Origin of the sequence: Burkholderia sp. 4NA327C6 (assembly GCF_005502655.1) — a bacterium.
Lineage (GTDB): Bacteria > Pseudomonadota > Gammaproteobacteria > Burkholderiales > Burkholderiaceae > Burkholderia > Burkholderia contaminans.
The window spans coordinates 76,694-101,191 of record NZ_SCNZ01000032.1 but is presented as its reverse complement, the minus strand read 5'-3'; the positions used below and the strand labels follow the sequence as shown (position 1 = coordinate 101,191).

Genomic DNA, 24,498 nt, shown 5'->3' with positions numbered 1-24,498 from the left:
GTGTAACTACGACGGCGGCAGGTGCCGGTGCAGGCGCCGGTGCCGCGACAGCGACCGTGGCGGCGGGCGGCGGGGGCGTCACGACCACCGCGGCCGGCGTGGGTGCCACGACGGGCACCGGCACCGGGACAGGAACCGGCACCGCCCCGCCGGCCACGACGACTGCGCCGCCCGCCGTCGTGCTGCCGTGGATCACGGTCGTGCCACCGGTCGACACCGTGCCGCCGTGCACGATCGTCGAGCCGCCCGACGTCGTCACGACGCCCGGCGCCACGCGCGTCGCGCTACCGGAATGCGTGACGGTTCCGCCGTCGGCATCCGTCACGGTGCCCGAGCGTGAGCAGGTCGAGCCTGCACAATTCGTCGATGCCGTGTGGCTGGCCGTGTTGCCGCTCGAGCCCGTGATCGTGCCGCTCGACGAATACTGGCCCGGGCCGTTGCGCGTCACGCTGCCCGACGTCGTGGCGCTGCGGCCGTCCGACCCCGTCAGCGAACCGGTATGCGAACAGGTGCCGCCCGCGCAGCTCGTGTCGCCGCTGTGCTCGACCGAGCGCCCGTTCGGGCCGACGGCCGTGCCGCTGTTCGAGAACTGGCCGGGCGCGGTGCGCGTGACGGTGCCCGTGTTGGTCGCGATACCGCCGCCGGGGCCGATCACGCCACCCGCATGCGAGCAGCTGCCGCCGCCGCACGAGCCGGCATGCGCGCCGCTGTAGGTGCCGCGCGGCGTGTACGCGGTGCCGTGGCCGGCCCAGCCGGCGAAGGCCGGCGCGCAGGCGAAGGTGAGGGCGGCGGCGGTGACGAGGAAGCGGGTTTTCATCGGGTGTCCTTGCGGTTCGTTTCGGTGCACGCAGTGGCGTGGCGACGGGACGAACTTTAGGGCGATGACGCGCGTCCGTCGCGTCATAAAAGATGTCTCGGTGTTACACGTGGCGTGGTGTTCCGAGGTATGACGAATGCGCGCGCCGGTCGCGCCGACCGCGGGCATGCCGCGCCGGGCAAGGCTGCCGGCGATGCGGTTGCGTGAGGGCCGGTGCGATGGCACGGATGCGGAGCGTGTCGTGCACAGCGCGAAAATGTGTCGCGGCGACATGCGGCGACATATTTGCGCTCCTATTGATGCGTGCATTGCGGCGAATCGCGCGAACCGAACGCGGGCAGTGCGCGCCGTGCGACCGGCCCCGGTCTCTTCTTGACCTGAAGCCGTAATCGCATGCGTTCCGAAGAATCGGCTTCTGATCGGCGCCCGTAGTGTTCATGTGTCGCGCAGCAGGATCCGTCGACGCAGGTTGTGTGCAGCGTCGACCGGGTTCGTTGCAACAGGCGGCGATACATGGCTTGCCGGACATGCAAACGCGCACGCATAAGCGGGTCGGTTTTCAATCCATGAGCGCACGCGACCGCCGCTTATCGCCCGAACGCATTTCATCGTGACATGCGGCGACACATTTCCCGCATGACACACGAACGCGCCGCGTCAAGCCGGCCACGCTCCAGCCCACAAGCGCCCGCGCCTGCCACACCTCACCTGAACGCCTTCCCCCACGACATACGGCGACATATTTCTCGCGTGGTCTTTCCGTTCCGTGCCCACTACAGTGCGTTCCATTCGACGCGCTGGCAGCCCGTGCAGCCGATGACGCGTCCGACTCAACCGGAGGAAAGACCCATCATGCTCACCACTACAGGAAAGCTCGCGTACTACGTCACGCTCTTCATCGTCGCCGTCTCGCTCGTCGAGGCGGCCGTGCTCACCTGGCGCCGCGCTCGCGGGCCCGAACCGTTCGACTGGAACGAGGTGTGGCTGTCGCTCGCCGATCTCGCGGGCCGCAAGCTGCTCGCACTCGTGCCGCTGTCGCTCGCCACGCCGCTGTTCGACCTCGCGTGGGCGCACCGGCTCTTCACGATCCCGCTCCACAGCGTCGCGCTCGCGCTGCTCGTGTTCGTCGGCCAGGAGTTCTGCTACTACTGGTATCACCGCGCGTCGCATCGCGTGCGGTTCTTCTGGTCGACCCATGCGGTGCATCATTCGCCGAACCAGTTGACGTTGTCGTCCGCGTTTCGCCTCGGCTGGACCGGCAAGATCGCCGGCGCCGCGATGTTCTTCACGCCGCTCGTTTGGCTCGGCGTGCGTCCGGAAGCCGTGCTCGCGATCCTGTCGTTCAACCTGATGTACCAGTTCTGGCTGCACAACACGTGGATGCCCAAGCTCGGCTGGCTCGAAACCGTGTTCAACACGCCGTCCGCGCACCGCGTGCACCATGCGTCGAACCTCGACTATCTCGATGCGAACTACGGCGGCGTACTGGTCGTGTTCGACCGGCTGTTCGGCACCTATGTCGCCGAGCGCGCCGACGAGCCGTGCCGCTTCGGCCTCGTCACGCCGACCCGCTCGCGCAACCCGTTCGTCGTCGAGCTCGAGCACTGGACGAGCCTCGCCCGCGACGTCGCAACCGCCCGCGACGTGTGGACCGCGATCCGCTTCGTGCTGCTGGCGCCGGGCTGGCGCCCTGACAACCAGGGCGAAACGACGGAAGAACTGCGCCGTCGCAGCCTCGTCACCGTGCGCACGGATGCGTGAACGGCGCTACCCTGTGGCACATTGCCGGCCGGGCACGCCTGCCGCGGCCGGCATCGCTCATGCAACACGCATCATCAAGCAACCCTCGATCCAGGAGAAAACATCGATGGAACACGATCTCAAAGGCAAGGCAGTCGCGATCACCGGCGGATTCGGCCATCTGGGCGTCGCGACGGCCGCGTGGCTCGGCGCGCGCGGCGCGCGCGTCGCGCTGATCGGCCGCGGCGCGGCCCCGGCGGCGCAGGCGCTGCCCGGCGTGCCGGCCGACGCGCTGCGCATCGGCGGCATCGATCTCGTCGATCCGCAGGCCGCCGCGCAGGCGCTCGATACCGTGCAACGTGAATTCGGCCGGGTCGATGCGCTGCTGAACATCGCGGGCGCGTTCGTATGGCAGACGATCGCCGACGGCGACGCCGCCACGTGGGACCGCATGTACGAACTGAACGTGAAGACCGCGCTGAACGCATCGAAGGCCGCGCTGCCGCACCTGCTGGCGAACCCGGCCGGGCGTATCGTCAACATCGGCGCGGGCGCTGCGTTCAAGGCCGGCACGGGAATGGGCGCATACGCGGCTGCAAAGGCCGGCGTCGCGCGGCTCACCGAGGCGCTGGCGGCCGAACTGCTCGACCGCGGCGTGACGGTGAACGCGATCCTGCCGAGCATCATCGATACGCCGCCGAACCGCGCAGACATGCCGGACGCGGATTTCACGCGCTGGGTGAAGCCGGAGCAGATCGCGGCGACGATCGGCTTCCTGCTGTCGGCCGATGCGCAGGCGATCACCGGCGCGTCGATTCCGGTGACCGGCCGCGTGGCATAGCGCGGCGGGGCAGGGGCAGGGGCTCGCACCGCGGCCGGCCGTGCGTACAATGTCGCACCGGATTGCGCGAGCCCAGCCTGAGACCATGCATCAGCCCACTATCCTGATCGTCGAAGATGAAGTGGCGATTGCGGACACGATCATCTACGCCCTCGGTACCGACGGCATGCAGACCGTCCACTGCACGCTCGGCCAGGCGGCGCTCGACCACCTGCGCGACACGCGCTTCGATCTCGTCGTGCTCGACGTCGGCCTGCCGGATCTCAGCGGCTTCGAGGTGTGCCGGCGGCTGCGCACGTTCTCCGATATACCGGTGATCTTCCTCACCGCGCGGCACGATGAAATCGACCGGATCGTCGGGCTCGAGATCGGCGCCGACGATTACGTGATCAAGCCGTTTTCGCCGCGTGAGCTGGCGGCGCGGGTGCGCGTGATCCTGCGGCGCTTCCACCGGACGGCCGCGTCCGAAGCGGCACCCGTACCCGTGCCGGCTGCGTCCATCGCACCGGGCTTCACGCTCGACGCCGACGGCGCGCGCGTATCGTGGCTCGGCCAGGCACTGGACCTCACGCGCTACGAATTCGGGCTGCTGGCGCTGCTGGTGCGGCATCCGGGGCGCATCTACTCGCGCGAACAACTGATGGACCTCGTGTGGCACGAGGCATTCGACTCGGCCGACCGCACGGTCGACACGCACATCAAGACATTGCGCGCGAAGCTGCGCGCGATCGACCCCGAACGCGACCCGATCCGCACGCATCGCGGAATGGGCTATTCGCTGCAACCGTAACGACCGGCACCGTCCATGCATATCGGCCTGCGCATCTTCTTCGGCTTTTTCCTGATCGTCGGCCTGGCTGCCCTGATCACGCTGCGCGTGTTCGTGCAGGAGGTGAAGCCGGGCGTGCGCGAGGCGATGGAGGACACGCTCGTCGATACCGCGCAAGTGCTCGCGACGCTGGCCGCCGACGACATGGCGAGCGGCCACATCGCCGACGGCGCTTTCGCGCGGCAGCTTTCGAACCTGCACGAACACCCGGTCAGCGCGAACGTGTGGGGCGTGCAGAAGAACGCGATCGGCTACCGTCTCTACATCACCGACGCGCACGGCATCGTGCGCTACGACTCGTCCGGCCGCGCGGTCGGGCAGGACTATTCGCGCTGGAACGACGTGTACCGGACGCTGCGCGGCGAGTACGGCGCGCGCAGCACGCGCAGCGATCCGAACGACGACAGCAGCACCGTGATGCACGTGGCGGCGCCGATCCGGCACGGCAACGCGATCATCGGCGTGCTGACGATCGCGAAGCCGAACCAGACGGTCGCGCCGTTCATCGCGCGCAGCCAGCGCAAGATCATGCTGTACGGCGCCTTGCTGATGGGCGGCGCGATCCTGATCGGTGTGGCCTGCACGTGGTGGCTGGTGGTCGGGCTGCGGCGACTGCAGCGCTATGCACGCGCGATTGCGGCAGGCGAGCGGGCCGACATGCCGCTGCAGGGCGCGAGCGAACTGGCCGAACTCGGGCGCGCGGTGGAAAGCATGCATCAGCGGCTGGAGGACCGGCAGTACGTCGAAACCTACATCCACACGCTCACGCACGAGATGAAGAGCCCGCTCGCTGCAATCAGCGGCGCGGCCGAACTGTTGCAGGAAGACATGCCGGTGGCGAACCGGCGGCGCTTCACCGAGAACATCCGTCGCCAGGCCGGCCGCCTCGAACAGATGATCCGCAAGCTGCTCGCGCTCGCGGAAGTCGAGCAGAAGCAGCGCCTGTCGGTGCGCGAACCGGTCGCGCTGCGGCCGGTGCTCGAACAGCTCGTCGACGATATCGAGCCGCGCGCGCGGCAGCGCGGCGTGAGCCTGCGGATCGACGCGAACGATGCGGCCGATCCGGCAGTCGTCGAAGGCGATCCGTTCCTGCTGCGCCAGGCGCTCGGCAACCTGCTCGACAACGCGCTGGATTTCGCGCCGCAGGGCAGCACGATCCGCATCGCGCTCGAACGGCAGTCGGCGGGCCGGGCGCAGGTCGCGATCGTGCGCGTGGCCGACGACGGCCCCGGCGTGCCCGACTACGCACTGGCGCGCGTGTTCGAGCGCTTCTATTCGCTGCCGCGCCCCGACGGCCAGGATCGCAGCACGGGCCTCGGGCTGTGTTTCGTCCGCGAGGTCGCGATGCTGCACCGTGGCCAGGTCTCGCTCGCGAACCGCGACGAAGGCGGCGCGTGCGCGACGCTCACGCTGCCGTCGGCGGGCTGAGCGCGCTTCACGCTCGCCACACATTCGCTTCACATCGGCTTCAATCGCGCTTCACCGGCGCCGCTCATGCTGACCGTACCCTTTTACTCCGGTACTTGTCGGCCATGAATCGAGTCCTGTTGTTCAAATTCGCGATCACCGCGGTTCTCGCGCTGCTGATCCTGATCCCGCTGCAGATGGTGCAAAGCATCGTGCAGGAACGCTCCGCGTATCGCCGCGATGCGCTGCAGAGCATCTGGTCGAGCTATGCGGGGCCGCAGACGGTGGCGGGCCCCGTGCTCGTCGTGCATTACACGGAAGTCACGCGGGTGCGCGACGATTCGCCGGCCGGCGGCGCGACGAAGACGAGCCTGCGCAGCGAGACGAAGCGCCTGCTCGTGTTTCCGAAGACGCTGAACGTCGACGGCACACTGACGACCAGCGTCCGCTATCGCGGCATTCACAAGGCGCTGGTGTACGAGCTGGCAAGCCGGATGACGGGCACGCTGCCGTTGCCGGACCTGAAGAAACTGCCGCAAGCCGACGGTCATGTGAGCTTCAAGGTCGACGAAGCCTATGTGTCGATCGGCATCGGCGACATCCGCGGGCTGACCGCGCAACCCGATCTGCGCATCGGCGGCGCGCGCTTCGACGTCGAGCAGGGCACGCGGCTGGACAGCCTGCGCCAGGGCGTGCACGCGAACGTCGATCTCGCGGCGCTGGCGGACGCAAACGCAGGGGCGGTCGTGCCGTTCAGCGTCGACCTGCCGTTGCGCGGTGCGGATTCCGTCGCCTTTGCGCCGGTGGGCGACCAGAACGATTTCTCGCTGAAATCGACGTGGCCGCATCCGAGTTTCGACGGCGCATTCCTGCCGAACAACCGCACGGTCGATGCGCGCGGCTTCACCGGCAACTGGCGCGTGACGTCGTTCAACACGAAGGCGCGTGGGCAGATCGCCTCCGGCGACGGGGAGGGCGCGATCGAAATGGCGTCGGTGTCGGTGATCGAACCCGTGAACGTCTATTTGCAGGCCGAGCGCGCGACAAAGTACGGCGCGCTGTTCGTGATGCTCACGTTCGCGAGCTTCTTCATGTACGAGCTCGTGAAGCGGCTGCGCATTCACCCGATCCAGTACACGCTGGTCGGCTTGTCGCTTGCACTGTTCTTCCTGTTGCTGCTAAGCCTGTCCGAACACATCAAGTTCGCGTATGCGTATCTCGCGGCGAGCGGCGCCTGCATCGGGTTGCTTGCCTTCTACCTGTCGTTCGTGCTGCACAGCGTGAAGCGCGGGGTGGTGTTCGCGGCGCTGCTCGCGGTGCTGTACGCCGCGCTCTACGGGCTGCTGCTGTCGGAAGACAACGCGCTGATGCTCGGTTCGCTGCTGCTGTTCGCGATTCTCGCCGGCATCATGACGCTCACGCGCCGCGTCGACTGGTATTCGCTCGGCGCCGCGTGGCAGCCGCTGGCCGACAAGGCGGGGGCGGGCGTAGCGAAGCCGGGCGCGCAGGTGAAGTAAGCACGCGGGGTGTCGGCAGGCGCGCCGGTCGGGAAGGCTACGGCCGGCGCGTCATAGGGCGCGGTACCACATCGCCACATCGCCGCTTCACGCGCGCAATGCAGGCCGCCGAAAACGCGCCAGCGGAATCTCGGCAACAGCGGTGATCTCGATCAGCAGGTCGGGATGGTAGAGACGCTCGACCTGGACGGTCGTCGTCACGGGATAGGGCTCGGCGAAGTACGACTTGCGGACGTCGCCGGCCTGCATGAAGGCATCGATGTCGGTCGCGTAGTGCACGAGCGAGATCACGTCCTGCATCTGTCCGCCCATCGTGGCGAGCACGGCGCGGATGTTGTCGAGCGTCTGGCGTACCTGCGTGCGCATGTCGCCGTGGCCGACCACCTGGCCGTTGCGATCGAGCGCCACCTGCCCCTTCAGATGCACGATCCGGCCGTCGCCCTGGATCACGGCCATCGAGAACGCGCCGAACGGCGCCCAGACTTCCGGCGGATTCACTGCTTCGGCCATCGTGCGGCTCCTGTGGGGCGGGTACGGGGGTACCCGGCCATCGCGGCATTATGGAGGAGTTCGTCGTTGCCCCGTCCGTCCGGCTGACAGCGGCGGTGGCCTGGATCGACCTATACTGAGCGCTCCACATCACCGGACCATGCCGTGCCGAACCAAGCTTCAGACGATCCGTCCGTCGACGATCCCCGCCCGACCCCGCCTGTCCAACCCGAGCTGGAAGACTGCTGCAACAGCGGCTGCTCGCCGTGCGTTTTCGACTTATACGACGAAGCGCTTGCGCGCTATCGCATCGAACTGGCCGAATGGGAGGCGCGGCAAGCGCAACGCAAGCAGCATCATTGAACCGGGCGCCGGCGCGTGCCTGCGCCATCGACGATTCGGCGCATGCCGCCGCGGCCATCCCTGTCCGGCTACGCGCCGGCATGCAGCCGCCGATGCAGCGGCCCGAGCATCGTCGACAGCGCGATGCACACGAGCAGCACGGCCGTCAGCGTGAACATCGAGGTCCGGAACCCCTGCACGTAGTCGATCGCAGCCGGATGCACGCCGAGCCGCGCGAAGAACACGCCGCCGATCGTCGCGGCGCCGACGGCCGCACCGATCTGCAGCATCGCGGTGACCATGCCGGATGCGACACCCGCGCGCGCCGTGTCGACTTCCGCGAGCACGATCCGCACGACCGACGGCAGCACGAGGCCCTGGCCGATCCCGATCGCCGCGATCCCTACGTAAAAGCCGGCGCCCGGCGTGGCTGCACCCGCCAGTGCGGCGGCCGTCGCGACGCCGGCCGCAAGCATCGCAAAGCCCAGCGTGAGCACGCGATAGCCGCCGAACCGGCCGACGAGTCGCGGCATCAGCAGCGGGCTCGACAGGAAGCCGAGCCCGAGCGGCAGGATCGCGAGCCCCGACGCGAGCGGCGACCAGTTCAGGCAGCCCTGCAGGTAGATCCCGTAACTCAGGAAGAACGCGCTCAGCGTATAGAACAGGAACGCCAGCACGAGCCCGAGCGCGACGACGGGGTTGCGGAACAGGCGCACGTCGAGCAGCGGATCGCGGCCGCCCGCGAGGCGGCGCGCCTCGACCGCCAGCAGCGCCCCGAGCATCGGCAGCGCGCCGACGAGGCACGCGACCATCCACAGCGGCCAGCCGGCCTCGCGACCGTGCGTGAGCGGGTACACGAGCATCAGCAGGAACAGCGACAGCAGCGCCATGCCCGGCACGTCGATGCGCTGGCCTTTCGGCGGCCGGCTTTCCGGGATGAAGCGCCAGCTGCCGATCAGCGCGAGGATGCCGATCGGCAGGTTGACGAGGAAGATCGCGCGCCAGCCGAGCCCGAACGGATGCAGGCTGATCAACGCGCCGCCGCCGAGCTGGCCGATCACGGCTGCGAGACCGAACACGAAACCGTAGAAGCCCATCACGCGCACCTGCTCCTGCGGGCTGAACACACTGCGGATCGTCGCGAGCACCTGCGGCGCGAGGATCGCGGCGAACAGGCCCTGCAGCACACGGCCGCCGACCAGCACCGCGCCGCTGCCGGCAAGCCCGCACAGCGTCGACGCGACGACGAAGCCGGCCATCCCGATCATGAACATCCGCTTGCGGCCGTACAGGTCGCCGAGCCGGCCGCCGGTGATCTGCACGACCGCGTTCGCGCACGCATACGCGGACACGACCAGCTGCAGCTCGGCCGGGCGTGCGCCGATGCCGTCGCGGATGGCCGGCAGCGCGAGATTCACAATGAAGTAGTCGAGCGGCGGCAAAATCGCGCCAACCAGCAGGACCACCAGCGCCCAGCCGTGATGGCTGCGCGGCGTCGCCGCGGCGGCCGTGCCGGCCGGCACGCAGGGAGCAAGGGTGTCGTTCGTCATGGAAGCAAGTCCGAAAGAATGAGTGCCACATTCACGGCGGACGCGACGCCGGGAGCACCGGTTCGGCCATGGACGGGCGATTGACCCCCATTCTGGGTGGTGACGATGAATCGGAAAAGCGGGAATTGGTGGTAGCATCCATCGGGTTATTCGATGGATGGAGGATGGCGATGCGTGGGTTCGACCTGGATCAGTTGCGTACTTTCGCGGCGGTCGCGGATGCCGGCAGCCTGACGGCCGCCGCGCCGCTGCTGCACCTGTCGCAGTCGACGGTCAGCGAGCAGGTGCGCAAGCTCGAATCGCGCGCCGGCGTGCCGCTGTTCGTGCGCAGCAAGCGCGGGGTCGAGCCGACTCCGGCCGGCTCGCGGCTGCTGCAGCACGCGCGGCGCATCGTCGCGCTGAACGAGGCCGCGTTCGACGAAGTGCGCGGTCAGGCGATCAAGGGCGAGCTGCGCGTCGCGATCACCGATTACTACCGGACCAACGAAGTCGCGGGGCTGCTCGCGCGGCTGCGGGAGTGCTACCCGCAATTGAGCCTGCACGTCAGCGCGATGAAGAGCGCGGATATCGAAGCGGCGCATGCGCGCGGGCACGTCGATCTCGGCGTGGTGATGAACCTGTCGAGCGGGCCGTTCCGGCCGGCGTCGGCCGATACGCGCTGGGTGCTGCGGCGCGAGCCGCTGTCGTGGGTCGCATCGCCCGCCCTCGCCGAGCAGTTGCCCGAGCCGCTGCCGCTCGTGCTGTTGCCGGACGACTGCATGATGCATCAGGTCGCGGTGCGCTCGCTCGACGAGCAGCACATGCCGTACCGGCTCGTGCACAGCGCGTCGGGGGTCGCGGGGCTGCAGTCGATGCTGGCGGCGGGGCTCGGCGTGGGCTGCCTGTGCGCGTCGGCGATCGGCGAGGGCATGATGCGGCTCGGCGCGAAATACCGGCTGCCGCCGCTGCCCGACGCGGTGTTTTCGCTGACGCCGCCGATACCCGGCGAACGCGAAGCCGTCACGCAGGCGCGCGAGGTGCTGTCGCGGCAATTGCTGATGTAGAACCGGGCCGCACGACTTGCGGCGGCGCGTAGTGAGAGGCGCGCCAGGGGACAAAAAATGAACGACGAACTGCAACGCCAGATGGCCGCGAAGCTGCAGGATGCGCTGGAGCGCGTGGTCGACGAACGCTCGCTGATCCACTTCCTGCGCGTGCTCGGCCACGACTGGAACACGGAGCGCCAGCTCGAGGCCGACGTGCCGCCGTCGCCGTACTCCCGCGCCGCGCTCGGCTGGGAAAACCACTCGATCGGCGCGTACCTGGACGCGATGGTCGACTGGGCTGAGGCGTCGGAGGAAGGGCTGCGTTTCTACGACGTGCCCGACAACCCGTGGCGGCGCATGGCGGACATCCTGTTCGCCGGGAAAATCTACGAATAGCGCCGCGCGGGCGCTTCGTTCACTTTGTTCGTGACCGTCGCCGCGAATCGTCTATTCGATGGCTTCGCCGTTCACATACGCACGCAGCCCGTCGGCCAGCGCGTCGAACACCGCGCGGCAGCGCGGGCTCGACCGCAGATCCTCATGCATCACGACCCAGGTTTCCAGCTGCATCGCGAGCTTGTCCGGCAGCACGCGCACGAGCCGCGCGTCGCGTTTCGCGAGCCCGCTCTGGCAGAAGCCGATCCCGTAGCCGGCACGGATCATCGCGAGCTGCGCGAGGTTGCTGTCGGTGCGCAGCGAGAACGCATCGCGCTTCCACAGCGGCATGCCGCGGCCCGCGGAGCGGATGAACGGCGTGACCGTGTCGAAGCCGATCAGCGCGTGATGCGCGAGTTCGTCGATCGTCGTGGGTGCACCGTTGCGCGCCAGGTAGTCGTCGCGCGCATACAGGCCGATGTCGATTTCGCCGATGCGCCGCGCAACGAGCGCCTCCTGCGTGGGGGGCGCCATCCGGATCGCGATGTCTGCCTCGCGTTTGAGCACGTCCTGGATGCGATCGGTCGGCACCAGTTCGATGACGAGCCCCGGATGGTCGCGCCGCAACTGCGCGAGAACCGGCGGCAGCACTTCGACGGCGATCACGTCGCTGGCCGAGATCCGCACGATGCCGCGCACGCCGGCGCCGTGGCTCGCGGCCGCGCGCTCGAACGCGGCCGCCGCGCTGCGCAGCGCCTCCGCGTGGCCGCGCAGCGCGAGCGCCGCCTCGGTCGGCAGCAGGCCGGACGGCGATCGCGTGAACAGCGTCTGGCCGAATGCGGCCTCGAGCGCCGCGACGTGGCGGCCGGCGGTTGGCTGCGTGATGCCGAGGGCGCGCGCAGCGCCCGACAACGAGCCTTCCGTCAGTACGGCGAGGAAGGTGCGGTAGCGTTCCCAGTTCAGATCGATGGCCATACATAAATGTATAGATGATCCATCAGGTTCGGCAATTCCTTGGTAGCTGAAGTCGCGCCAGAATGCATGTCATCACGGACATTCATTCAAGGAGAGCGGCAATGACGACCCACGCAGGCGGGACGCAACGACAGGCACTCGTGCTCGGCGCGAGCGGCGGAATTGGCGGCGAAGTCGCGCGGCAGTTGCGCGATGCGGGCTGGCTGGTGCGCGGGTTGAAGCGCGGGCTCGACGCCGAAGTCGCGGAGCGCGACGGCATTACCTGGATCCGCGGCGACGCGATGGACCGCGACGCGGTCGTCCGGGCCGCGCGCGGCTGCAGCGTGATCGTGCACGCGGTGAATCCGCCGGGCTACCGGAACTGGGCCGGGCAGGTGCTGCCGATGATCGACAACACGATCGCGGCGGCGAAGGCGGAGCGGGCGACCATCGTGCTGCCGGGCACCGTCTACAACTACGGGCCCGATGCGTTTCCGGTGCTGGTCGAAGATGCGCCGCAGCATCCGTCGACGCGCAAGGGCGCGATCCGCGTCGAACTGGAGCGCCGGCTGCAGGATGCGGCCGGGCAGGGCGTTCGCACGATCATCGTGCGCGCCGGCGATTTCTTCGGGCCGAAGCTCACCGGCAACAGCTGGTTTGCGGCGGGGTTCGTCAAGGCCGGGCAGCCGGTTGCGTCCATCAGCGTGCCGGGGCGGGCCGGCATCGGGCACCAATGGTCGTATGTGCCGGACGCCGCACGCGCGATGGTCGAACTGATCGAGCGGCGCGACACGCTGGAGCCGTTCGCGCGCTTTCACCTGGGCGGGCATTGGGATGCGGACGGCACGCAGATGGCTGAGGCCGTGCGCCGCGTCGCGCAGCGGCACGGGCTGCGCCCGATGGTGCGCAAGTTCCCGTGGTGGTTCGTGTGGGCCGCGGCGCCGTTCGTCACGACGCTGCGCGAACTGCTCGAGATGCGCTACCTGTGGCGCGAGCCGGTCCGGCTCGACAATACGCGGGTGACCGCGGTGCTCGGCCGCGAGCCCGTGACGCCGCTCGACACGGCGGTGGAGGCGACGCTGGCGGGGCTCGGGTGTCTCAAGTGAGCAACGGCGGTCGCGAACGCAAGCGCGTTCTGCTATGATCCGCGCTCCCTTCCTCGACGCTGCTGCAGGAAGGTACCCACGACCGCCGGAAGGCCGGAGGTCGCGTCGTACCTTTTTCATTTCCAGCAGCGATGTCTACTCTTCCTCGCTTAAAAAAGGCCTTGCAACGGCAAGGCATCCATGTCGACTATCACGCCGGCATCTATCACCTGCGCAATGAACTGACGCAGGCGTCCGTCCTGTTGCCCGATTCGCTCCCGCTCGAGGAGAAGGCCGTTCAGCAGTTGCTCGCGTTCGCGGCCGTCCGTTCTCCGGATGGCCATCAGGGCGTGTGCAAGGCCTGCGCGACGCCCGATTTTCATCCGGGCGGGGTTGCGCCGGTCGGCTCGATCGTCGCGACCGACGACACGTTCGTGATTCCCGCCGCGATCGGCACCGATATCAATTGCGGGATGCGTCTCGTCACCACGGGTCTCAAGCGATCGGCACTCGCGCCGTTCGAGACGGCGCTCGTCGAGCGGCTGACGCGCGCGATTCTCGCGGATCGGCGCGACGTGCCGGTCGCCAGCGACGCATTCCGCGCGCTGTTCGATGCGGGCCCGGCGGCATTCGTCGATCGCGTGGCGCCGCACGGGCTCTGGCAGCACGTCGACCGCGACCGGCTCATCGACGAGCTGTCGTCGTGCATCGGCCTCGACCGGTTCGACGGCAGCGCGAAATATGCGCCGGACGCCCACGTCGGGTCCCGCGAGGTCTTCCGCGATCCCAGCCTCGGCACGCCCGGGGCGGGCAATCATTTCGTCGAACTTCAGGTGGTCGACGCGGTGTTCGACCGGCATGCGGCCTACCGTGCGGGACTCGCGAAGGACGATGTCGTCGTGATGATCCACAGCGGTTCGCGCGATGTCGGCTTCTACGTCGGGCGGCGCTGGATGGACCGGGCGCGCGCGGCGTGGCCGGCGGGCGTCAGGCATCCGGAAAGCGGCCTGTATGGGCTTTCCGGCGAACTGGCGCGCGAATACCTCGTCGCGATGGGCACGGCCGCGCGCTATGCGTGGCTCAACCGTGTCGTGCTGGCCGAGATGGTGCGCAAGGAACTGGCGGAACTCACCGGCGAAACCCGTTCGGCACTCGTGGTCGACGTGCCGCACAACGTCGTGCTGCGCGAAAACGGGATGAACATCCATCGCAAGGGGGCGACACCCGCCCGCGACGGCGATCTCGCGCTGATTCCCGGATCGATGGGCGATGCGTCGTTTCTCGCGACCGGGCTCGGTCATCCCGACTGGCTGTGGTCATGCAGCCACGGCGCCGGCCGCAGCGTGCGCCGGCAGGCGGTGCGGCGCATGCGCACGGCACAGGCGCCGGGCACGTGGCGCTGCGTCACGCTGCGCGACGAGCGCCGCATCGAGGAAGCACCGGAAGCCTACAAGCCGATCGGGCCCGTAATCGATGCGCAGGAGCAGGCCGGCCTCATTCGCAGCGCGGTTCGGCTGAAGCCGTGGATCACGTTCAAGGCGTGACGGGCGGCGGCGTGCTCCGTGGCCGTCGTCGTTGCGTGCGCCGGGCCCGCGACACGGCGTCCGCCTGCCCGTGCCCGGGCACGGAAAAGCGTCGTCGCGAACCGGCACACACGGGGCACAACAATTCTCCACATACCCGGGCACGTCCGATGCGCATCATGTCGGCTCATGTCGAGAAAGCGAAAACGGGGGCGCAATGTTGCATTTCGGGTGGAAAGTGTCGGTTGCGGGGGCAATGATGTTCGCATTGAGCGGGTGCACCGACCTGGCCGGGGTGCTGTATTGCAACAACTCGCAGTTCAATTTTCCGGACTATCACTGCTTTCAGCCGTAATAGCGGCGGCTGGCGCGGCCGCGGAATGCTGTCGCGCCCGTGTGCCGCGCACTTGCTCATTGCCCGCTACGCGACGATCGGCAACACCTCCACTGCATAGCGGTGCCGAAGGCTGCGCCCGAGCACCGGATCGTGCAGTTCCATCTCGAACGCATCCCCGTCGCCCATCGCAGCGATCGGGCCATGCACGGCAACCGTGCCGCCATACATCGCGCCGCGCGCGGGCATCGTCCGGCGGTCGTCGAAGCGCTGCCACAGCACTTCCGGCGCAAGCAGGCCACTCACCGCGCCATGCTGGTATGCCGTCCGCTCGCCATCGCGAGAAATCAGCCACGAACGCATCTCGATCGCATCCCAGTGATCCGCGACGTCCGCGTAAAGCCACGCGTCGTGGCCGAGCGGTTTCGCGCACACCTGCTTCGACACCGCGACGCCGTAGGCTTCGACCTCACGATCCGTATGATCGGAGCCGACGGTCACGAGCGTGCCGGCCGCGCTGTCGACCAGCACGCATTCGATCTCACCGCCCGAGCGTGCGCCGAGCACGCCGATCGCGGGCGCCTGCGTGAGCAGCGCGGCCGACACGCGATAGAAGCAGGGCGTGGTCGACGGCGGCGCGACGCCGAGTGCCGCGAGTTCGTCGATATGCGCCTGGATCGCGGCCGGATCGCGGCCGGCCCAGCCGGCGATCACGACGCGCTGGATTTCGACGTCGACGGTGGCCGGCTCGCGTTGCCGGGAAATCACGTTGAACGACAGGGTTGGCATGCGGGTATCCGTTTGAAGTGCGAAAGAATGAAACGGCTTGCTGGCGGCGACGTTCAATCCGCGAGCGGCTTGTGCGCGGTTTCGCGTGCGACGACGAGCGCGATCGACGTGACGACGAGCGCGGCGACGACATACAGCGACACGGCCGTCGTCGTGCCCGTCTGCCGGAACAGCGCGGCAATCACGAGCGGCGCGAAGCCGCCGCCGACGATGCCGGCCAGCGTGTACGCGAGCGACGAGCCCGCATAGCGCACGCGGGTCGGGAACTGTTCGGTCACGAACGCGCCCTGCGGGCCGTACATCACCGCATGGATCACGAGGCCGATCGCGACGGCCGCGACGATCGCGCCCGGGCGGGCCGAATCAAGCAGCGCGAAGAACACGAACGCCCACACGATGCCGGCGAGCGCACCGGCGAGATACACGGGCCGGCGGCCGAAGCGGTCCGACAGCGCGCCGAAGAACGGCACCGCGAGCGCGTTGCAGGCTGTGCCGATCATCACGGCCGTCAAGGCGACGGGGCGCGACAGGTGCAGCACGGTCGTCACGTAGGTGAGCGTGAACACGACGATCAGCGCATACAGCACGTCCGAGCCGATCCGCGAGCCACCGGCGATCAGCAGGCGCTTCCAGTGGAACTTCAGCACGTCGGCGACGGGCACCTCGGCGGTCGCGTGCGATTCGGCGAGCTGCTCGAACTGCGGCGTTTCGTCGACGCCGCGCCGCAGCCAGAAGCCGAACACGACGAGCAGTGCGCTGGCCGCGAACGGTACGCGCCAGCCCCACGACAGGAAGTCGCCGGACGTGGTCGACAGCGTCACGAGCGCGATGCAGCCGGTGCCGAGCAGCGTGCCGAACGACGGGCCGATCTGCGTCCACGATGCGGACAGCCCGCGTCGCTTCTGGTCGCCGTGCTCGACCGACAGCAGCACCGCGCCGGCCCATTCGCCGCCGAGCGCGACGCCCTGCACGAAGCGCAGCGCGACGAGCAGGATCGGGCTCAGGATGCCGGCCTGCGCGTAGGTCGGCAGCGCGCCCATCAACGCGGTCGTCACGCCCATCAGCACCAGTGTGAGCATCAGCACCGCACGGCGGCCGATGCGGTCGCCGAGATTGCCGAACACGAAACCGCCGAGCGGGCGCGACACGTAGCCGACCGCATAGGTCGAGAACGCGAGGATCGTGCCGGCCAGCGGATCGACCGACGGAAAGAACAGGTGGTTGAAGACGAGCGCGGCGAGCGTGTTGTAGATCGTGAAGTCGTACCACTCGAGCGACGTGCCGATCATGCTCGCGGTCGCGAGTCGGCTGTTGCGGACGCGGCGGGGCGCGTGGGCGGCGGGCTGGGCGAGAGTGCTCATGGTGTCGGGCATGTCGTGACGGGGAACGGGATGAAGCGCCGGGCCGCTGCGCTGGCGGGCAGCGTGCGTGCGGTGCGGCCGGCGCGGGCGATCAGGCGGGCAGCGCGGCTGCGGCAGCGGGCTCGGCTTCGACGTCGCTGCGCGTTACATGCAGCGGGGCGGCGGCGCGCCACATCAGGTCGAAGGTGCGCACGTCGTCGTGGCCGGCGAGCGTGGCGGCGACGCGGCGCGTCGCGGCCGCATCGCTGCCTTCGATCAGCACGAGCGCATCGGCGGCCGGGCGGGCGGCCGCATCGGCGCCGATCGGCGCGGACAGTTCGGGCGCGGTGCGAAAGAGTCGCGCGGCGTGGATCCCCGGTTCGTACAGCACGTCGTCGAAGCGCTCGCGCAGGTGCGGCACGTCGATGCGATCCGGCGGCAGCACGAACAGTGCGAGATGCGCGCCTTCGCCGTCGCCGGACTCGATCGTCAGTTCTCCGACGCGTCGCTGCGTGCCCGTCATGCGCTCGAAGTTCGCGAGCGACCACGCGGTCTGCTGCGTGAACGCGCGGCGATATGCGTCGCCGTGGAACACGTCGAGCGCGTCCGTCACGTACAGCGCGAGGTATTTGCGCGGGCCGCGATCGGTCGCGCGAAAGCGCCGCGCATGCGTGAAGCCGGGAATCGCGACACGTTCCTGCATGTGCTCGCGGTCGTACCACGCGTTGAAATCGGCTTCGTGCGCGGGGTCGATATCCGTCCAGACGCAAAGCTGGCCGTGCGGAAGGGTAAGGCGGGTCATCGCGGGGTTCCTCGTGACGGGGGGATGTCAGGAACCGCAGTTTCCCGAAGACGGGCCGCGCCCGTCCAACAAGAAAACAAATTCGCGGTGAACAGGTTTTCTTATGAGCGGCGCGGGCGGCGTTGCGCGGGGGGCGGGGCGGATTGCGTCGTGCGCTTCGCCTTTGCGGGTGTTTTCGCTCGGGTATTTGCTTTCGCCGCGGGACGGGCGGGTGCATTGCCCACGGTATCGGGCGCGGTCGTCTTGGCGTGATTCGCGGCGGCCGACATCGCACGCGCGACTTCGCTGGCCAGTTCCGCGATGCGCGCGGCCACCGGCAAGCCCTGGCTGCGGTACGTCGCGACGAGCGGCAGCGCGGGGAATTCGGGTTCGACGTCGAGCAGTTCGAGCGCGCCTTCGTGCAACTCGCGCCCGATGATCGCGGGCGGCAGCGCGGCCACGCCGAAGCCGTCGGCGACGAGGCGGATCATCGCGGCGACCGACGTGATGCAGTTGATGCTGGCCGGCCGCTCGACGGCCGCGAACAGCCGCTCGATCGTCGCGTGCGGCCCCGAGTGACGCGAGAAGCTGATGATCGGGAATTCGGCCAGGCGCGCGACGTCGAGCGGCTGGCCGCCGAGCCCGAGGCGCGGGCTGGCCGCCCAGCGCACCGGGAATTCGCACAGCGGCAGGTTCGTGAAATCGGGGCCCGGCACCGGGTCGGTCTGCAGGATCAGGTCGACGCCGTCGGTGCTCAGCAGGCGGATCAGGTGCAGCGTCGTGTCGCTCGTGATCTCGACGTCGAGGCGTGGATAGCGCTCGCGCAGTTGCGCCATCAGCGCGGGGAACCAGCTGTGCACGATCGATTCGATCACGCCGATCCGGATCAGGCCCGCGTCGCTCGCCGCATCGATGTCGCGGCGCATTTCGCCGTCGAGCCGCACGATCCGCTCCGCGTACGCGAGCATGCGGCGCCCGGCGGGCGTGAGCGTGGCCGAGCGCGTGTTGCGGTCGAACAGGCGTACGTCGAATGCCTCCTCGAGCGACGCGATGCGGCTCGATACGGCGGCCTGTGTGGTGTGCAGTTTTTCGGCCGTGAGCCGGAAGTTTTCCAGCTTCGCGAGCCAGACGAAGGTTTCAAGAAACCGGATGTTCATCGAAGTCCGAGCGGGAGGCGTTACCGGGCGGGGCGGCGGGATCGGTCGATGGTAGCGGATTTTCAGGGGCAGGAAATAAACGGGAGACGCGTTGCGTGTGCGGCGGTGGGTACGTGGGCGGGCGGTGAAGGGGCAGGCGCACGTTCACGCAACGCCGCCCGCGACGCGTACGTCACGCGAGCGGCGCCCCCCGCGCACATCAAAGCTTGTCGAACGCGAGCGTCGGCACGTCGACGACCATCGCGCCGCCGTCGGCGACAAGCGTCGCGCCGGTCACGAAAGACGCGTCCGGCGACGTGAGGAACGCGCACACGGCCGCGATCTCGTCCGGGTCTGCCGCGCGCCGCAGCGGCACGTCGGCGCTGACGCGCGCATACGCACCGTCGAGCGTGTCGCCGTGTGCCGACATCAGCGGTTCCATCTCCGCGTCGGCCATCGGCGTGCGGACCCAGCCGGGGCACACCGCGTTCGCCCGCACGCCGTGCGGCCCGTAGTCACGTGCGAGCGACCGCGCGAGCCCGAGCAGCGCGTGCTTGCCGACCGTGTAGCCACACACGCCGGGCCCGGCCGCGAGCGCGGCGATCGACGCGACCAGCACGACGCTGCCGCGCTGCGCGATCAGGTCGGGCAGGCACGCGCGCGCGCTGACGAACGCGGTGTCGAGGTTCGCGTGCATCGCGTCGCGCCATTGCGCGTCGTCGGTTTCATCCGCGCGGCCGAGGCCGTGGCCGCCCGCGCATGTGATGAGCGCGTCGACGCGGCCGAAGCGTTCGGCGATCTGCGGCAGGAAGCGGGCCCAGTCGGCGGTGCTCGCGGCATCGCCGGCCAGCGCGAGACCGCCCGTTTCGGCGGCCAGCGCGTCGAGCGGCGCCTGGCGCCGCCCGATCAGCACGACGCGGTCGCCGCGGCGGGCGAAGCGGCGCGCGCACGCGGCGCCGATACCGGTGCCCGCGCCGGTGATCACGATCGTGCGGGGTTGCGGGTGGGTCATGTCGTGCTCCGGAAAGGGGTCGTTTCCGGTCACTTTAGGCGGCCCCTGCGAGCGCCGGTATCCGCCAAAAGGATGAACGCGGGCGGTATCCGGGCGGCCGGCGCGGCAGCGGACCATTTTGCAAAGGCTGACGATGTGCGGCGCCGAATCGCTCTATCCTCCACATTTTTGCGATAAGTCACGAAAGCCCGGCAGAATAGCGCGGGCGGGCCGCGTATCGACGCGCGGCGCATCGGCCGGCCGATTCCGTCGTGCGAGCGGAGCGGCAGGCCGTCGATCCCGGCACGAGCGCGCACCCGACGCGCGCGCTGCATCGGCCGGGGATCGTGTCACGACAACCTATCGCCCGGTTGCGCGCTCGCGCGCCGGATCATCGACAAGAACAGGGAGGGCCGGCTATGAGGCTGGACGACGAAACGGAAAGCACGAACGTCGAGGATCGCCGCGGCGCAGGCGGGTTCGGCGGCGGGCGCGGCGCGACGATCGGCATCGGCACGATCGTGGTTGCGTTCGCCGCGTCGTATTTCTTCGGGATCGACCCGCGCGTGATACTCGAAGGCGCCTCGGCGCTGCAGGGCCGCCAGCAGCAGGCGCAGCCCGCGCCCGCGCAGCGGCAGGGCGAGCAGGCGAACGACACGGGTGCGGTGTTCACGCGCAAGGTGCTCGGCAATATCGAGCGTACGTGGACGGGCGTGTTCAATACTCAACTGCACGCGCAGTACCAGCCGCCGACGCTCGTGATGTTCACGAACTCGACGCCGACCGCATGCGGCACGGGCCAGACTGCTATGGGGCCGTTCTATTGCCCGGGCGACCGCAAGGTGTATATCGATCTCGGTTTCTACAACGAACTGCGCACGCGTTTCGGCGCGGGCGGCGATTTCGCGCAGGCTTACGTAATCGCGCACGAAGTCGGCCACCACGTGCAGAACCTGCTCGGCATCTCCGACAAGGTCGACGCGGCGCGCCGGCGGGCGAGCCAGGCGCACTCGAATGCGCTGTCGGTGCGGATGGAGCTGCAGGCCGACTGCTTTGCCGGCGTGTGGGCGAACAACGCGCAGCGCGCGAACCAGCGGCTGATGGAACCCGGCGATTTCGAGCAGGGGCTGAAGGCCGCCGCCGCGATCGGCGACGACCGGCTGCAGCAGCAGGGGCAGGGCTATGTCGTACCGGAGAGCTTCACGCACGGCACCAGCGACCAGCGCGTGTACTGGCTGCGGCGCGGGATGCAATCGGGCGAACTGAGCGCCTGCGACACGTTCGCCGCGAACGCACGCTGAATCGGGCGCGTGCCCGGCTGCGCGCCTCCATCGTCCCGGCAGGAGGGTGAACCCGCCGTACCGGCCGGGCCGGGACGATTTGCCGATTTGTGCTCACCGGCGCTTTTCGGCGCCGGTAGGCTGGCCTGAACTTCGATCTTCGTGACGTTCGCCCGCCAGCCGATTCCACCATGCCGACCCCATCCGATCCCGCCGACCCGGCCGCCGCCGACTGGCTGCGCGCGCTGCGTGCTTGCGTGGACGCGTTCGACGCGTTCGCGAGTCCGTCCGCGATCGTGTTCTACCGGCTCGACCAGAGCGGCGAACCGGCCGATTTCGAGCTGTTCGGGATGCCGGAATCGATGCATCGCACCTATGTCGCGCGCTACCGGATGCTCGATCCGCTGCATCCGTCGCGCTGCGCGGCAGGCGAGCGCGCGGTCGTCACGCTCGCTTCCCAATTGCCTGACGAAAGGCGCGACGCGTCCGCGTACTGGACCCGTTTCCTGCGGCGGCACGACGTGGCCGACGTCGTCGAGATCTGGCTGCGCGACGCGGGCCGCACGGTCGGCGCGTTCTCGCTGCTGCGCTTCGGGGCGGCCGACACGCGCGGCGGCGCGGCCGGCAACAGCACGGGCGGGCGGTTCGCGCCCGGCGAGATCGACGCGCTCGCGCGGCTGCAGCCCGTGGCCGAAGCCGCGCTGAGCCCGCTGCTGCGCGCGCGGCGTGGCATTCACCGGATCGGCTGCGAGGAGCGGCTGACGTACCGCGAGGAGCAGATCGCGCGCCTCGTGCGCGACGGCCGCTCGAACAAGGAGATCGCCCGCGATCTCGCGCTCGGCCAGCCGACCGTCAAGACGCACCTGATGCGGATGTATCGCAAGCTCGGCGTGTCGAACCGCACGGAATTGGTCGGGGCGTTGTTCCTGTAATTCATCGGATAATTGCGATCCGGAATTCGAACCTGCGTGATCGCCGACTGATGGATACCAAAACCAAAGCGCTGCTGGCCGTGCTGCTCGCCTTGCTGGGGGCGTCCACGGCCACGACCGCCTTCGCGCAAGAGAGCGAGCCCGATTCGTGCCTCGTGCTGCAACCGACCCGAATTGCCCCGGACGACGTCGGTGAGGCCGGTCTCTATGCCGGTGGCGGATGGCTCGGACTGATACCGGAGAGGCACCGTTGGAAACTTGCGCCGGCACGTGTCCGCTTCGAACCGTCGCCGCCGAGCGGCGACATCGTCGACATCAAGTCCGACCTGAGAAAAGCCGTGGCGCTGTTTCGTTGCAAGTCGCTCAGGCAGGGCAAGGTCGAAGCGGCGAACATGGCGTTTCCGAAAGATGGAAAGGCGATCGAGCCCGGCGCCGTCCCGCTGCGTTTCGGCTTTCACGGTCGCCGGTACGCACTACGCCACACTCTATCCGGTGCGGTGATTGTCGAAGGCGACGGCAAGCGGTCGGTCCTGCATGACTTCGGTGGCAACACGCCGCCGTTCAGCGCGTCGCTGGTCTGGGCGGGCGACCTGGATCGCGACGGCCGGCTGGACTTCCTGCTGGAATTCGAAAGCGATCTCGGCGCCAGCTTCTGCCTGTTCACATCGGGCAGTGCGAAGGAAAACGAACTGGTCGGGGGAGCGGGCTGCATGTACGTCAGCGGCTGACCGGCACCGCTCCCGCAGCCGGTGTTCCGCGTCGACCGCCACCACCCCGCAGGGTTGGAACCCGCCCCCCAGCGCCCACGCGCTGCCAATTTGCGCTCACCTCGCGCAATCCCTCGTCGATACAGTGGAACGACGCCCGCGTGCCCGTGCGCATGCGGTCCAGCCACGACAATCCTCGAGACGCCCATGAGCACCACGAATTTCGTCGCCGTCAGCGACACCGTGCGCACCTTCGTTGCGCGCGACTTCGGCCTCTTCATCGACGGTGAAATGCAGCCCGCGCACACGGCCGCGCGGCTCGACGTGTACGACCCCGCGACGGGCGAGCGGCTTGCGACCGTCGCGGACGCCGACGCACACGACGTCGACCGCGCGGTCGCCAGCGCGAAGCACGCATTCGACACCCGCGTGTGGAGCGGCCTGCGTCCGGCCGACCGCGAACGCATCCTGCTGAAACTCGCCGACCTGATCGAACGCGACGCCGAAACGCTCGCGCAGCTCGAAACGCTGAACCAGGGCAAGTCGATCCACGTGTCGCGCGCGATCGAGGTCGGCGCGAGCGTCGAATACGTGCGCTACATGGCCGGCTGGGCGACCAAGATCACCGGCCAGACGCTCGACGTGTCGATCCCGTTCCCGCCCGGCGCGCGCTATACGGCCTATACGCGCAAGGAGCCGGTCGGCGTGGTCGCCGCGATCGTGCCGTGGAATTTCCCGCTGATGATCGCGGTGTGGAAGCTGATCCCCGCGCTCGCGGCCGGCTGCACGATCGTGCTGAAGCCGTCGCCGGAAACGCCGCTCACCGCGCTGCGCCTGGCCGAGCTCGCACTCGAAGCCGGCGTGCCGCCAGGCGTGTTCAACGTCGTCACCGGCGGCCGCGTGTGCGGTGCCGCGCTCGCGAGCCACCCGTCGATCGCGAAGATCTCGTTCACGGGCTCGACCGCGACCGGCAAGCTGGTCGGTGCGGCGGCCGTGCAGAACATGACGCGCTTCTCGCTCGAGCTCGGCGGCAAGAACCCGATCGTGATGCTCGACGACATCGACGTCGCGCAGGCGCTCGACGGTGTCGCGGCCGGCGCGTTCTTCAACCAGGGGCAGGTGTGCGCAGCCGCTTCGCGCATCTATGTGCATCGCAGCAAGTTCGCACAGCTCGCCGACGGCCTCGCGGGCGTCGCGCAGTCGATGAAGCTCGGCGCGGGCCTCGACACGACCGCGCAGATCAACCCGCTGGTGTCCGCGCACCACCGCGACAAGGTCGTCCAGCACATCGAGGGCGCGCGCCGCGCGGGCCTCACGTTCCTCGCGGGCGGCACGCCGGCCGACGACCTGCCCGGCTACTACGTGAAGCCGGCCGTGATCGCCGATCCGCATCCGGACAGCGCGATCGTGCGCGACGAAGTGTTCGGCCCGGTGATCGTCGTCGTGCCGTTCGACGATGCGGCCGACGCGGTGCGCCTCGCGAACGCGTCGCCGTACGGCCTCGCCGCCAGCATCTGGAGCAACGACCTGAAGCGCGTGATGAACCTCGTGCCACAGATCGAGGCCGGCACCGTATGGGTGAACTGCCATATCCCGCTCGACCCGTCGATGCCGTTCGGCGGCTACAAGCAATCGGGCATCGGCCGTGAATTCGGCCAGTACGCGATCGAAGGCTTCACCGAAACCAAATCCGTCTGCATCGCGCACTGACGCG

The 24,498-nt window shown here is 68.8% G+C and carries 23 protein-coding genes; 14 read left to right on the top strand and 9 right to left on the bottom strand.

Annotated elements, in window-relative coordinates:
• Nucleotides 1-817, bottom strand: an 817-nt coding sequence (locus FFS49_RS27945) for a hypothetical protein (RefSeq protein WP_137951027.1), incomplete at its 3' end; no start/stop codon positions are given.
• A gap of 852 nt (nucleotides 818-1,669) precedes the next feature.
• Here FFS49_RS27945 and FFS49_RS27940 point away from each other — a divergent pair.
• The 5 genes from FFS49_RS27940 to creD all read left to right on the top strand — a co-directional run bounded on the left by FFS49_RS27940 (nucleotide 1,670) and on the right by creD (nucleotide 7,151).
• On the top strand, nucleotides 1,670-2,578 hold the full coding sequence (locus tag FFS49_RS27940) for a sterol desaturase family protein (RefSeq protein ID WP_105818088.1): 909 nt from the start codon (nucleotides 1,670-1,672) through the stop codon (nucleotides 2,576-2,578).
• A 106-nt stretch (nucleotides 2,579-2,684) separates the two neighbouring features.
• Nucleotides 2,685-3,398 (top strand): SDR family NAD(P)-dependent oxidoreductase, encoded by a 714-nt coding sequence (locus tag FFS49_RS27935; RefSeq protein WP_105818087.1) that lies wholly within the window; start codon nucleotides 2,685-2,687, stop codon nucleotides 3,396-3,398.
• An 85-nt stretch (nucleotides 3,399-3,483) separates the two neighbouring features.
• Nucleotides 3,484-4,188 (top strand): two-component system response regulator CreB, encoded by a 705-nt coding sequence (creB, locus tag FFS49_RS27930; protein WP_105818086.1) that lies wholly within the window; start codon nucleotides 3,484-3,486, stop codon nucleotides 4,186-4,188.
• Nucleotides 4,189-4,203: 15 nt separating this feature from the next.
• Entirely contained in the window at nucleotides 4,204-5,655 is a 1,452-nt protein-coding gene (gene creC / locus FFS49_RS27925) for a two-component system sensor histidine kinase CreC (RefSeq protein WP_105818085.1), read from the top strand.
• A gap of 104 nt (nucleotides 5,656-5,759) precedes the next feature.
• The gene (gene creD, locus FFS49_RS27920) at nucleotides 5,760-7,151 is read left to right on the top strand and encodes a cell envelope integrity protein CreD (RefSeq protein WP_105818084.1); all 1,392 of its coding nucleotides are present in this window, start codon (nucleotides 5,760-5,762) and stop codon (nucleotides 7,149-7,151) included.
• An 87-nt stretch (nucleotides 7,152-7,238) separates the two neighbouring features.
• Here creD and FFS49_RS27915 read toward each other — a convergent pair whose 3' ends face one another.
• Nucleotides 7,239-7,661, bottom strand: coding sequence for a RidA family protein (locus FFS49_RS27915; protein WP_071332250.1), 423 nt, complete (start codon nucleotides 7,659-7,661; stop codon nucleotides 7,239-7,241).
• Nucleotides 7,662-7,805: 144 nt separating this feature from the next.
• On the opposite strand from FFS49_RS27915, the gene FFS49_RS27910 reads away from it, so the two are divergent.
• A complete protein-coding gene (locus tag FFS49_RS27910; protein ID WP_083417578.1) occupies nucleotides 7,806-8,003 on the top strand; it encodes an oxidoreductase-like domain-containing protein in 198 nt (65 codons plus the stop codon).
• A gap of 68 nt (nucleotides 8,004-8,071) precedes the next feature.
• On the opposite strand, the gene FFS49_RS27905 is transcribed toward FFS49_RS27910, so the two are convergent.
• A complete protein-coding gene (locus FFS49_RS27905; protein WP_105818083.1) occupies nucleotides 8,072-9,532 on the bottom strand; it encodes an MFS transporter in 1,461 nt (486 codons plus the stop codon).
• Between the two features lie 170 nt (nucleotides 9,533-9,702).
• Between FFS49_RS27905 and FFS49_RS27900 the strand changes: the two genes are divergently transcribed.
• Together FFS49_RS27900 and FFS49_RS27895 are read left to right on the top strand one after the other, a co-directional pair.
• The gene (locus FFS49_RS27900; RefSeq protein ID WP_105818376.1) at nucleotides 9,703-10,575 is read left to right on the top strand and encodes a LysR family transcriptional regulator; all 873 of its coding nucleotides are present in this window, start codon (nucleotides 9,703-9,705) and stop codon (nucleotides 10,573-10,575) included.
• A 57-nt stretch (nucleotides 10,576-10,632) separates the two neighbouring features.
• On the top strand, nucleotides 10,633-10,953 hold the full coding sequence (locus FFS49_RS27895; RefSeq protein ID WP_039343871.1) for a hypothetical protein: 321 nt from the start codon (nucleotides 10,633-10,635) through the stop codon (nucleotides 10,951-10,953).
• A gap of 51 nt (nucleotides 10,954-11,004) precedes the next feature.
• Here the strand turns inward: FFS49_RS27895 and FFS49_RS27890 are convergent, their stop codons facing one another.
• Nucleotides 11,005-11,907, bottom strand: a complete 903-nt coding sequence (locus FFS49_RS27890; protein ID WP_071332252.1) for a LysR family transcriptional regulator — start codon at nucleotides 11,905-11,907, stop codon at nucleotides 11,005-11,007.
• 101 nt (nucleotides 11,908-12,008) lie between these two features.
• Between FFS49_RS27890 and FFS49_RS27885 the strand changes: the two genes are divergently transcribed.
• Together FFS49_RS27885 and FFS49_RS27880 are read left to right on the top strand one after the other, a co-directional pair.
• The gene (locus tag FFS49_RS27885) at nucleotides 12,009-12,992 is read left to right on the top strand and encodes an NAD-dependent epimerase/dehydratase family protein (RefSeq protein WP_105818082.1); all 984 of its coding nucleotides are present in this window, start codon (nucleotides 12,009-12,011) and stop codon (nucleotides 12,990-12,992) included.
• Nucleotides 12,993-13,123: 131 nt separating this feature from the next.
• A complete protein-coding gene (locus tag FFS49_RS27880; RefSeq protein ID WP_105818081.1) occupies nucleotides 13,124-14,515 on the top strand; it encodes an RtcB family protein in 1,392 nt (463 codons plus the stop codon).
• A 400-nt stretch (nucleotides 14,516-14,915) separates the two neighbouring features.
• On the opposite strand, the gene FFS49_RS27875 is transcribed toward FFS49_RS27880, so the two are convergent.
• From FFS49_RS27875 to FFS49_RS27855, 5 genes are all read right to left on the bottom strand, one after another.
• Nucleotides 14,916-15,617 carry a DUF2848 domain-containing protein gene (locus FFS49_RS27875; protein ID WP_105818080.1) on the bottom strand — a complete coding sequence of 234 codons (702 nt, stop codon included), beginning with the start codon at nucleotides 15,615-15,617 and terminating at the stop codon, nucleotides 14,916-14,918.
• A gap of 53 nt (nucleotides 15,618-15,670) precedes the next feature.
• Complete coding sequence (locus tag FFS49_RS27870; protein ID WP_105818079.1) at nucleotides 15,671-16,990, bottom strand: MFS transporter; 1,320 nt, start codon at nucleotides 16,988-16,990, stop codon at nucleotides 15,671-15,673.
• A gap of 79 nt (nucleotides 16,991-17,069) precedes the next feature.
• Nucleotides 17,070-17,759: a DUF4286 family protein gene (locus tag FFS49_RS27865; RefSeq protein WP_105818078.1), complete on the bottom strand. Its 690-nt coding sequence runs from the start codon at nucleotides 17,757-17,759 to the stop codon at nucleotides 17,070-17,072.
• 101 nt (nucleotides 17,760-17,860) lie between these two features.
• A complete protein-coding gene (locus tag FFS49_RS27860) occupies nucleotides 17,861-18,895 on the bottom strand; it encodes a LysR family transcriptional regulator (RefSeq protein ID WP_105818077.1) in 1,035 nt (344 codons plus the stop codon).
• Between the two features lie 199 nt (nucleotides 18,896-19,094).
• Nucleotides 19,095-19,886 carry an SDR family oxidoreductase gene (locus FFS49_RS27855; RefSeq protein WP_105818076.1) on the bottom strand — a complete coding sequence of 264 codons (792 nt, stop codon included), beginning with the start codon at nucleotides 19,884-19,886 and terminating at the stop codon, nucleotides 19,095-19,097.
• A gap of 398 nt (nucleotides 19,887-20,284) precedes the next feature.
• Between FFS49_RS27855 and FFS49_RS27850 the strand changes: the two genes are divergently transcribed.
• The 4 genes from FFS49_RS27850 to FFS49_RS27835 all read left to right on the top strand — a co-directional run bounded on the left by FFS49_RS27850 (nucleotide 20,285) and on the right by FFS49_RS27835 (nucleotide 24,494).
• Nucleotides 20,285-21,166, top strand: a complete 882-nt coding sequence (locus tag FFS49_RS27850) for a neutral zinc metallopeptidase (RefSeq protein ID WP_039343886.1) — start codon at nucleotides 20,285-20,287, stop codon at nucleotides 21,164-21,166.
• Between the two features lie 170 nt (nucleotides 21,167-21,336).
• Nucleotides 21,337-22,077: a LuxR C-terminal-related transcriptional regulator gene (locus tag FFS49_RS27845; RefSeq protein ID WP_105818075.1), complete on the top strand. Its 741-nt coding sequence runs from the start codon at nucleotides 21,337-21,339 to the stop codon at nucleotides 22,075-22,077.
• 50 nt (nucleotides 22,078-22,127) lie between these two features.
• Nucleotides 22,128-22,805, top strand: a complete 678-nt coding sequence (locus tag FFS49_RS27840) for a hypothetical protein (RefSeq protein ID WP_105818074.1) — start codon at nucleotides 22,128-22,130, stop codon at nucleotides 22,803-22,805.
• Nucleotides 22,806-22,991: 186 nt separating this feature from the next.
• Complete coding sequence (locus FFS49_RS27835; protein ID WP_105818073.1) at nucleotides 22,992-24,494, top strand: aldehyde dehydrogenase family protein; 1,503 nt, start codon at nucleotides 22,992-22,994, stop codon at nucleotides 24,492-24,494.
• The last annotated feature ends 4 nt before the right edge of the window (nucleotides 24,495-24,498 follow it).